This is a genomic window from Microbacterium sp., from assembly GCF_036277215.1.
Taxonomy (GTDB): domain Bacteria; phylum Actinomycetota; class Actinomycetes; order Actinomycetales; family Microbacteriaceae; genus Microbacterium.
Window position 1 is genome coordinate 1 of the sequence record NZ_DASUNI010000173.1, and the last position, 10806, is coordinate 10806.

At 68.5% G+C, this 10806-nt stretch carries 6 protein-coding genes and 1 pseudogene; 3 read left to right on the plus strand and 4 right to left on the minus strand.

The annotated features are described in order from the left end of the window. Positions 1–2719, plus strand: a 2719-nt coding sequence (acnA, locus tag VFX99_RS08955; RefSeq protein WP_329665952.1) for an aconitate hydratase AcnA, incomplete at its 5' end; no start/stop codon positions are given. A gap of 98 nt (positions 2720–2817) precedes the next feature. Beyond that, a complete protein-coding gene (dxs, locus tag VFX99_RS08960) occupies positions 2818–4779 on the plus strand; it encodes a 1-deoxy-D-xylulose-5-phosphate synthase (RefSeq protein WP_329665953.1) in 1962 nt (653 codons plus the stop codon). A 75-nt stretch (positions 4780–4854) separates the two neighbouring features. On the opposite strand, the gene VFX99_RS08965 is transcribed toward dxs, so the two are convergent. From VFX99_RS08965 to VFX99_RS08980, 4 genes are all read right to left on the minus strand, one after another. Further along, a complete protein-coding gene (locus VFX99_RS08965) occupies positions 4855–7014 on the minus strand; it encodes a 3-hydroxyacyl-CoA dehydrogenase NAD-binding domain-containing protein (RefSeq protein WP_329665954.1) in 2160 nt (719 codons plus the stop codon). A gap of 11 nt (positions 7015–7025) precedes the next feature. Beyond that, entirely contained in the window at positions 7026–8228 is a 1203-nt protein-coding gene (locus VFX99_RS08970; RefSeq protein ID WP_329665955.1) for a thiolase family protein, read from the minus strand. A 72-nt stretch (positions 8229–8300) separates the two neighbouring features. Beyond that, positions 8301–9500 carry a ribonuclease D gene (locus tag VFX99_RS08975; RefSeq protein ID WP_414684346.1) on the minus strand — a complete coding sequence of 400 codons (1200 nt, stop codon included), beginning with the start codon at positions 9498–9500 and terminating at the stop codon, positions 8301–8303. Continuing rightward, positions 9493–10083 carry a DUF3000 domain-containing protein gene (locus tag VFX99_RS08980; protein ID WP_329665956.1) on the minus strand — a complete coding sequence of 197 codons (591 nt, stop codon included), beginning with the start codon at positions 10081–10083 and terminating at the stop codon, positions 9493–9495. The genes VFX99_RS08975 and VFX99_RS08980 overlap by 8 nt, the downstream gene beginning before the upstream one ends. A gap of 25 nt (positions 10084–10108) precedes the next feature. Between VFX99_RS08980 and VFX99_RS08985 the strand changes: the two are divergent. After that, positions 10109–10806, plus strand: a pseudogene (locus VFX99_RS08985) (alpha/beta hydrolase); the annotation flags it as partial.

Sequence of the window (10806 nt, forward strand, 5' to 3'; positions counted from 1 at the left end):
CGAGAAGCTTCCGTTCAGCCTGAAGGTGCTCCTGGAGAACCTCCTGCGCACCGAGGACGGCGCGAACGTGACGAAGGCGCAGATCGAGGCCCTCGGGTCGTGGGATGCCGCTGCCGAGCCCGACACCGAGATCCAGTTCACCCCCGCGCGAGTCGTGATGCAGGACTTCACCGGCGTGCCGTGCATCGTCGACCTCGCCACGATGCGCGAGGCCGTCGAGGCGCTCGGGGGAGACCCGAAGAGGATCAACCCCCTCTCGCCTGCCGAGATGGTCATCGACCACTCGGTCATCGCGGATCTGTTCGGCACCGAGAATGCGCTCGAGCGCAACGTCGAGATCGAGTCCGAGCGCAACGGCGAGCGCTACCAGTTCCTGCGCTGGGGTCAGACGGCCTTCGACGATTTCAAGGTCGTCCCTCCGGGAACCGGCATCGTCCACCAGGTGAACATCGAGCACCTCGCCAAGGTCATCTACGACCGCCGGGTCGGCGGCGTGCTGCGCGCATATCCGGACACGTGCGTCGGCACCGACTCCCACACGACCATGGTCAACGGCCTCGGGGTGCTGGGCTGGGGCGTCGGCGGCATCGAGGCCGAGGCCGCGATGCTCGGCCAGCCGGTGTCGATGCTCATCCCCAAGGTGGTCGGATTCAAGCTCTCCGGCGCCATCCCCACCGGTGTGACCGCGACGGACGTCGTCCTCACCATCACCGAGATGCTGCGCAAGCACGGCGTCGTGGGCAAGTTCGTGGAGTTCTACGGCTCCGGCGTCGCCTCGGTGCCCCTCGCCAACCGCGCCACGATCGGAAACATGAGCCCCGAGTTCGGCTCGACGGCCGCGATGTTCCCGATCGACGAGGTCACGCTGGATTACCTCCGCCTCACCGGTCGCAGCGACGAGCAGGTCGCGCTCGTGGAGCAGTACTCCAAGCTGCAGAAGCTGTGGCACGACCCCGCGACCGAGCCCGTGTACAGCGAGTACCTCGAACTGGACCTCGCCACGGTCGTGCCCTCCATCGCCGGGCCCAAGCGACCGCAGGATCGCATCATCCTGGCCCACGCGAAGACCCAATTCGCCAGTGATCTGACGAACTATGCGGACGTCGAGCACGACCTGGTCGACCTCGAGGGCTCGGAGTCGTTCCCCGCCTCCGACCCTCCGGGCAACTCACCCGACGACGAGTACAGCGCACACACCCACCACCACCACAGCCACGCGCCCACGAAGGGCTCCAAGCCGACGCCGGTGACCCTCGCCGGCGGCGAGCGGTTCACGCTCGACCACGGTGCGGTCACCATCGCGGCGATCACCTCGTGCACCAACACGTCGAACCCGTCGGTCATGCTCGCGGCGGGACTGCTCGCCCGGAACGCGGTGAAGAAGGGCCTGAAGGCCAAGCCGTGGGTGAAGACCACGCTCGCGCCCGGCTCGAAGGTCGTGACGGACTACTACGAGAAGGCCGGACTGACCCAGGACCTCGAAGACCTCGGCTTCTACACCGTGGGCTACGGCTGCACCACCTGCATCGGCAACTCGGGACCGCTCATCGAGGAGGTCTCGGCTGCCGTCCAGCAGAACGATCTGGCCGTCACCGCCGTGCTGTCGGGCAACCGCAACTTCGAGGGCCGAATCAACCCCGACGTGAAGATGAACTACCTCGCCAGCCCGCCGCTGGTCATCGCCTACTCACTGGCCGGCTCGATGAACTTCGACTTCGAGACCGATCCACTGGGCAAGGATCAGGACGGCAACGACGTCTTCCTGAAAGACATCTGGCCGGACGCCGCCGAGGTGCAGTCCACGATCGACTCGTCGATCAACAAGGACATGTTCACGCACCAGTACGCCAGCGTGTTCGAGGGCGACGAGCGCTGGAAGACCCTGCCGACCCCGACGGGCGACGTGTTCGAGTGGAACGCCGACTCCACCTACGTGCGCAAGCCGCCGTACTTCGACGGCATGACGATGGAGCTGACCCCGGTCGCCGACATCGCCGGAGCCCGCGTTCTCGCGACCCTCGGCGACTCGGTCACCACCGACCACATCAGCCCGGCCGGAAACATCAAGGCGGAGAGCCCGGCGGGTCGCTACCTGGACGAGCACGGCGTCGAGCGCAAGGACTACAACTCGTACGGCTCGCGTCGCGGCAATCACGAGGTGATGATCCGCGGCACGTTCGCGAACATCCGCCTGCGCAACCAGCTCCTCGACGGCGTCGAGGGCGGCTTCACCCGGGACTTCACCCAGGACGGCGGCCCGCAGTCGTTCATCTACGACGCCAGCCAGAACTATCAGGCCGAGGGCACGCCGCTGGTCATCTTCGGCGGCAAGGAGTACGGCTCCGGCTCGTCGCGTGACTGGGCGGCCAAGGGTACGAGTCTGCTGGGGGTCAAGGCCGTCATCACCGAGAGCTTCGAGCGGATCCACCGCTCCAACCTCATCGGCATGGGCGTGGTCCCGCTGCAGTTCCCCGCCGGCGAGAGCTGGGCGTCGCTCGGACTGGACGGCACCGAGATCGTGTCGATCTCGGGCCTGGAGCAGCTCAACGCCGGCGTCACGCCCAAGACGGTGCACGTCACGGCCGCCCCGAGCGAGTTCTCGCCGGCGGGCAAGTCCACGATCGAATTCGACGCGATCGTGCGCATCGACACGCCCGGCGAGGCGGACTACTACCGCAACGGCGGCATCCTGCAATACGTACTCCGCTCGCTCGTCTGAAGCGCGCGGGAGGGGTCGGGTGCCTGCGCCCGACCCCTCCGGCGTACCTGCCACGGGTAGACTTGCAGAGCCCGTCGTGGGCTCGGAAAGGAGCGGGGATGTCGTTGCTGTCGTCCATCTCCGGACCCCGCGACCTCGATGCGCTCGGCCCTGAGCAGCTCGAACAGCTCGCCGGCGAGATCCGTGCATTCCTGATCGAGAACGTGTCGCGCACAGGAGGTCACCTCGGTCCGAACCTCGGCGTCGTCGAGCTCACCATCGCGATGCACAAGGTGTTCGACTCGCCGAACGACCCGATCGTCTTCGACACCGGCCATCAGTCGTACGTGCACAAGCTGCTCACCGGTCGGCAGGACTTCACCGGTCTGCGCTCGCGCGGCGGGCTCGCTGGCTATCCGCAGCGTTCCGAGAGCCCGCACGACGTCGTGGAGTCCTCGCACGCGTCCAGCTCGCTCAGCTGGGCCGACGGCATCTCGCGCGCGCTCACCCGCACCGGTCGCAAGGACCGGCACGTCATCGCCGTCGTCGGCGACGGCGCCCTTACCGGCGGCATGACCTGGGAGGCGCTCAACAACATCTCCGACGACAACGACCGCAACCTCGTGATCATCGTCAACGACAACGGCAGGTCCTACGCGCCGACGATCGGGGGCATGGCGCGCTACCTGAATCGGGTGCGCACCGCCGACAGCTATCGCACGCTCCACCGCAGCTCGGACTCGTTCTTCGGCAAGCTCGGGCCTGCGTCGCGCGCTTTCTACCGCGGTGTCCGCGGCGGTACCCACGGCTTCCTGTCGCGGTTCACCAACAACGCGGCGCTGTACTCCAATCTCGACATCAAGTACCTGGGTCCGATCGACGGCCACGACCTGCGGGTGGTCATCGAGACGCTCGAGCTGGCGAAGGACTTCGGCGCTCCGGTGATCGTGCACGCGATCACCGACAAGGGCCGCGGCTACCAGCCCGCCCGAGACGACGAAGCCGATCAGTTCCACGCCGTGGGCCGCATCGATCCGGCGTCCGGTGAACCCGTCGGCGGCTCGGCTTCGACGGCCTGGAACGATGTCTTCGCCGAAGAGCTGGTCGCGGTGGGGGAGGAGCGGCCCGAAATCATCGGCATCACCGCCGCGATGCTGCGCCCCACGGGACTCCTCCCTTTCGCGCAGCGCTTCCCGGACCGCGTGTACGACGTCGGCATCGCCGAGCAGCATGCGGTGGCGTCCGCCGCAGGCCTCGCCTACGGCGGGCTGCACCCGGTCGTCGCGGTTTACGCCACGTTCATGAACCGCGCCTTCGACCAGGTGATGATGGATGTCGCGCTGCACCGCGCCGGCGTCACGTTCGTGCTCGACCGCGCGGGCGTGACCGGACCGGACGGCCCGAGCCACCACGGTATCTGGGACCTCGCGATGCTGCAGATCGTCCCGCACATCCGCATTGCGGTGCCCCGCGACGCGGAGCGGCTGCGAGAAGAGCTCCGCGAGGCCGTCGCGATCGACGACGCGCCGACCGTCATCCGCTTCCCCAAGGGATCCGTGAGCCCCACCCTTGCGGCTCTGGAGCGCCTGGGCGACGGGGTCGACGTGCTCGTCCGCTCCGACGCGCGGGACGTTCTCATCGTCGGGATCGGGCCGATGGCCCACATCGCGGTCGACGTCGCCCAGCGACTGCGGGCGCAGGGAATCGGCGCCACCGTCGTCGATCCGCGCTGGGTCGTCCCGGTCCAGCCGTCGATCGTCGAGCTCGCGGCATCCCACCGCCTGGTGATCACGATCGAAGACGGCATCCGGGTCGGCGGAATCGGCACGCGGGTCCGGCAGGTGCTCCGCGAAGCCAATGTCGACACTGCGGTGGATGAGCTCGGCCTGCCCGACGAGTTCATCGATCACGCGACGCGTGAGCAGATCCTGGAGGACGCCGGTCTCACCCCCGCGAAGATCGCGCACGACATCGTCTCGCAGGTGCTCGGCACGCGCATCCCGGTCGCGCGACGTCCGGAGCCGCAGACCGACTGGCTGGCGGCCGTCACTTCCCCGCACGACGAAGTCCGCGACGCCTGAGGCGGTCGCGCGCCGTTCGACCGAAGAAAGCGCATGTCCTGACCATAGGGACATGCGCTTTCGCCGGTCGCCTGCCTAGACGGCGGTGCCCTTGATCACCGGGTGATGGAAAGTGTCGTCGAACACCCGCTCCGACGCGCCCTCGCGGTCGAGGTACGGCGATGCTCCGCCGTCGATGAACGGCCACCCTGCTCCGAGGATCAGGCAGAGGTCGATGTCCTGGACCTCGGGGACCACGCCCTCGTCGAGCATGATCCGGATCTCGCGCGCCAGCCCGTCCTGGACGCGGCGGAGGATTTCGTCTTCGGTCGCGGGGGTCGAGCCGACGGCGCCCTTCAGCACCCTCTCGGCCGCCTTCGACCATCCGGTGACCCGGCCGCTTCTGTCCTTCTCCACCACTTCGTCGAGCTCGGCGAGCCGATGGAAGTTCTCGGACGCGAAGAACCGGTCGGGGAAGGCGTGCGCCATGGTGTCCTGGACGTGCGCGGCCACCTTCCAGCCGACGAGGTCGATCAGCTGGAACGGCGTCATGGGAAGCCCGATGGGCGCGAAGGCCTTCTCCACCGTCGGCAGCGGAGTGCCCTCGTACACCGCGCGCGCGGCTTCGCCCATGACCTTCGCGAGCAGCCGGTTCACCACGAAGCCGGGCGCATCGGCGGTCAGGACCGCATTCTTGCCGAGGCCGCGGGCGACCACGAATGCCGTCGACAGCGCGGCGTCCGTGGTCTGCGGCGTCCGCACGATCTCGATGAGCGGCATGACCGCGACGGGATTGAAGAAGTGGAACCCGACGAGACGTCCCGGGTGCGCCAACTTCGCGCCGATCTCCTCCACCGACAGCGACGAGGTGTTGGTGGCGAGGATCGCATCCTCGGCGACGATCGCCTCGATCTCGCCGAACACCTGCTGCTTGACCCCGACCTCCTCGAACACGGCCTCGATGACGAAGTCGCAGTCGGCGTACTCGGTCTTGTCGGTCGTCCCGTGCAGCAGCGCCCTCAGGCGGTTCGCGGCATCGCCGTCGAGGCGACCCTGAGCTTCGAGCTTGCCGATCTCGTCCCGGATGGACGCCAGTCCATTGTCGACGCGCGCCTGATCGAGGTCGGTGATCAGCACCGGCACCTCGAGTTTGCGCAGGAACAGCAGCGCGAACTGGCTCGCCATGAGACCCGCGCCGATGATACCCACCTTCGTGACCTTCTTCGCGAGTCCCTTGTCGGGCGCGCCCACAGGGCGTTTGGCCCGCTTCTGCACGAGGTCGAAGGCGTACATGGACGCCGCGAACTGGTCTCCCGTGACGAGATCGGCCAGCGCGTCATCCTCCCGGGCGAATCCCTCCGCCTTGGTGCCGCTCTTTGCCCGGTCGAGGAGGTCGAGGGCGACGTACGGTGACTTCGGAACGCTGCCGATGCGGCTCTCGAGCATGCCCCGAGCCATCTTGATCGCGATCGGCCACTTCGTGAGTCGCTCGATCCTGCCCGGCTGGTGCTTCCGGTCGACCTTCACGGCGCCGACGAGGACGCGGTCCGCCCATTTCAGCGAGTCCTCGAGGAAGTTCGAGGCGGGGAAGATCGCGTCGACGATCCCGTAGTCGAAAGCCTGCTGCGGCTTCAGCATCCGGTTCTGCTTGAGCGGGTTCGAGATCACCACCTCGAGCGCGTTCTCGATCCCGATGAGATTGGGCAGCAGGTACGCACCGCCCCAGCCCGGGATGATGCCGAGGAAGACCTCGGGCAGGGCGATCGCAGCGGCGGAGGCGTCCACCGTCCGGTAGGTGGAGTTGAGAGCGATCTCCAGTCCACCGCCCAGCGCCAGACCGTTCACGAATGCGAATGAGGGCACGCCGAGATCGGAGAGCTTGCCCAGCACGTGATGGCCGAGTTGCGCGATCAGCCGTGCGGTGTCCTTCGAGTCCATCCGGCTGATGTCGGACAGGTCGGCTCCGGCAGCCAGGATGTACTGCTTGCCCGTGATGCCCACCGCCTGGATCTCACCCGCCGCCGCGCGCCTCTTCTGCGCCTCCAGCGTCGCGTCCAGTTCCCTCAGCGTGGCTGGACCGACCGTGTTCGGGCGGGTGTGGTCGCGGCCGTTGTCGAGGGTGATCAGGGCGAGCACCTTGCCGGAGGGCAGCGGGATGTCACGCACGGCGGAGCGGGTGATCACCTCTCCATCTGCGAGCGCATCGAGGGGCGAGAAGTCGATCCCGGCGTACTGATCCGAGGCGGTGTTCGTCATCGTCGGGCGGCTCACTTCTTCTTTCCGTTGTAGTGCGGGTTCTCCCAGATGACCGATCCGCCCTGGCCGAGTCCGACGCACATCGCTGTCAGGCCGTAGCGGACGTCGGGACGCTCGGCGAACTGCGCGGCGAGCTGGATCATCAGTCGCACGCCGGATGCTGCGAGCGGGTGGCCGACGGCGATCGCACCACCCCACTGGTTGACCCGCGGGTCATCATCGGCGATGCCGAAATGGTCCAGCAGTGAGATGACCTGGATCGCGAACGCCTCGTTCAGCTCGAACAGGCCGATGTCGTCGATCTTGAGGCCGGCGCGCGCCAGCGCCTTCTCCGTGGAGGGGATCGGGCCGATGCCCATGATCTCGGGCTGGACTCCCGCGAATGCGAACGACACGAGCTTCATCTTGGGCTTCAGACCCAGCTCCTTGACGGCCCTCCCACCGGCGAGCAGTGACATGGTCGCACCGTCGGTCAGTGGAGATGACGTCCCGGCCGTCACCCTGCCGTGCGGGCGGAACGGCGTCTTCAGACCGGCGAGGTCCTCCATCGTGGTCTGCGGTCGGCGGCCCTCGTCCTCCGTGGCAAGACCCCAGGCGCCTCCGGCGTCCCTGATCGCCACCGAGACGAGATCGGGCTGGATCTTGCCCGCGTCGTAGGCCGCCTGTGCCTTGTGCTGGCTCAGCATGCCGTAGCGGTCGGAGCGCTCCTTGGTGAGATGCGGGAAGCGGTCGAAGATGCGCTCCGCGGTGACCCCCATGTTCAGCGCGCCGGGATCGACCATCTTCTCCGCGACGAATCGGGGGTTGGGGTCGGCGTTGGCGCCGATCGGGTGGTGGCCCATGTGCTCGACGCCGCCGGCGAGGGCGAGGTCGTACATCCCGACCCCGATCGAGCCGGCCATGGTGCTGACGCTCGTCATCGCGCCCGCGCACATCCGATCGATGGCGAAGCCCGGCACAGTCAGCGGCAGTCCGGCGAGGATCGCTGCCGACCGGCCCAGGGTCAGGCCCTGATCCCCGGTCTGCGAGGTCGCTGCGATCGCGACATCGTCGATCCGCTCCGCGGGAACGTCCGGGTTGCGCTCCATGACACCGACGATCGCCTTGACCGCGAGGTCATCGGCTCGGGTGTTCCAATACATGCCCTTCTCGCCGGCGCGCCCGAACGGCGTGCGCATTCCATCGACGAAAAAGACGTCCGAGATCTCGGCCACTCTGCCTCCGTAAGTAGGGATGCGATCAGCCTAGGCAGGCCGGTGGGAGGCCCCGCATCGGTTGGGTCGAACCTACGAATCGGTCTCCGGAGCGGGGACAGGGCTTTGCACGGATTGCACAAAGGCATCCGCAATCAACTGTGCAGTCTGCGCAATTTGCCACGGTCGCGCACCCAATTCCGTCAGGGCGTCGCCGACGGATGCCGCGCTCAGCGGCGCCGGTGGATTCCAGGCGACGCGGCGGAGGAGTTCGGGTGTGAGGAGGTTCTCGGTGGGCATGTTCAGGTCTTCCGCGAGACCTTCGACGACGGACCGCGCGGCTTTGAGCCGCGCATCAGCCTCGGGATTGCGGTCGGACCACGCACGCGCGGGCGGAATGGACTCTCCGCCGGTCGCCCGCTCGAGCGGCAGGTCGGTGGCGGCCCGGCCCGACTCGAAGGCCGCCCACCATCGGTCGAGCTGGCTGCGGCTGGCCCGTCCGGTGAACTCCTTGAGCTGCGCGAGCTCGTGCTTGCTCTTGGGATCGGCCAGAAGCGCGGCGACCAGCGCTCGATCGGGGATGAGCCGACCCGGCGCCACGTCCTGCTCGCGGGCGTAGTCCTCGCGGGCCGTCCACAGCTCCCGCGCGACGGCGAGCGCCTTGCGCCCGCGAACGGTGTGCAGGCCGCTCAGCCTCCGCCAGGGCTCTTCGCGCGCGGGCTTCGGCGTGCGATCGAGGACAGCGCGGAACTCCTCGGCGGCGAACTCCGTCTTGCCCTGCTCGGCCAGCTCGGCCGCCAGGGCGTCGCGCACGTCGACCAGATGCTCGACGTCGAGTGCGGCGTATTCGAGCCACGACTGCGGGAGCGGGCGGGTGGACCAGTCCGCGGCCGAGTGCGCCTTCGCCAGCGTGATCCCGAGTGTGTCCTCGACGACCGCGCCGAGCCCGACGCGCGGGTGCCCGAGCAGGCGGGCGGCCAGCTCGGTGTCGAACATCGTCGCAGGTTCGAGTCCGAGCTCGCGCAGCGACGGAAGGTCCTGGCTGGCCGCGTGCAGAACCCACTCGTCCGACCCGATCGCCGCCTGCAGCGTGGCGAACTCGCCCACTGCGGGCGGATCGAACAGGAACACGCCGGCGCCACGGCGGAACACCTGCACGAGGTATGCGCGCTGAGAGTACTTGAAGCCGGATGCGCGCTCGACGTCGACCGCCACCGGCCCGGTCCCGGCCTCGAGGGTGGCGACGGCGCCGGCGAGGCCCGCGGCATCCGTGATGACGGTGTATTCAGTCACGCGCTGCCCTGCGCGCGCCGAGCACGGCGATGTCCTCCGAGCCCGGCGGCAGGCCGGCCAGCATGCACACCAGCTCCGACCACGCCTCGACGTGCGGGGTGAGACCGCCCAGTGGAGACCACGAGGCGCGCAGCTCTATCTGCGCGCCGTCCCCGTCGGCCGCGAGCGAGCCGAATCCCTTCGACAGCGTCTTGGTCGCCGTCCCGGATGCCGAGTGGTACTCGGCGCGCCGTGACTTGAGCGCATCCACGAGCCAGGACCACGCGACATCCGCCAACAGCGGGTCGACCCCGATGTCGGGTTCGAGCGGTGCCTGTGCGAAGCAAACGATCCTCCATGCCCCGTTCCAGGGGTCGGGCTCCTCCGGGTCGTGCAGCAGGATGAACCGCCCTGTGCCGTAGGGGGAGTCGACGCCATCCTGCTCCGGGCGCACGTCGCCCGCAAGCGCGATGCACTCCGGAGCGAGCCCGGACGGCGGGGCGATCTCGCGGACGGTCAGGTCCGCCCGGAACACCGTGGAGCGCACCTCCGCCGCTGCGCGCTCGAACGACGGCGGCGCGCTCGGGGGACGAAGGTCAGCCACGCCGAAAGACTAGAGTGGGGCTCCGATGGTCGACTCCAGGCGCGCCGCGATCCCCGGCGCCTCTCCCGCACTCGTTGCCGGGGTGAAGGCTGCACTCACGGTGCTGAGCGCAGCGCTGGCCCTCGCCCTCTCGGCCCTCGGCTACGTCTCGATGCGGATGGCCCGGCGCGTCGTGACGCCCGCCGTGCGCATCGCCGACACGCGCATCCTGTCGTTGGACACAGCCGCCCAGACCATCACGCTGGCCCGGAGTCCCGACACGCAACTGCCCGGAAGGTACGGGCTGTTCACCAGCGGCACCGAGGATTACGTCAAGCTCGGCTCCGTGCTCGCCGAGGATGCGACCAGTGTCAAGCGCAAGCTGCTCACGCATATCGGCCCGCAGACGCGCATCTCCTCCGAAGCGGCGTTCAGCGGCTGGTACTACGACCGGCCTGAGGAGCTGCATCTGGCGTTCACGCCCGAGCTGATCGGCTCCGGCGTCGGACCCTGCCCAGCGTGGCTCTTCCCCGCCGGCGACGGCGAGGTGTGGGTCATCCAGGTGCACGGCCGCGGCACGACCCGCGCCGAATGCCTGCGCGCGGTGCCGGTGTTCCACGCGCTCGGGATCACGTGCCTGGTGGTGTCCTACCGCAACGACGGTGAAGCCCCGCGGAGCCGCTCGGGCACGTACACGCTCGGCGCCACCGAGTGGCGTGATGTCGACGCCGCGGTCGGCTTCGC

What these genes read in the sequence shown, in the direction of transcription:
- VFX99_RS08965 (WP_329665954.1), bottom strand. Translation starts at nt 7,014, where the DNA reads ATGACGAACACCGCCTCGGATCAGTACGCCGGGATCGACTTCTCGCCC.
- dxs (WP_329665953.1), top strand. Translation starts at nt 2,818, where the DNA reads ATGTCGTTGCTGTCGTCCATCTCCGGACCCCGCGACCTCGATGCGCTC.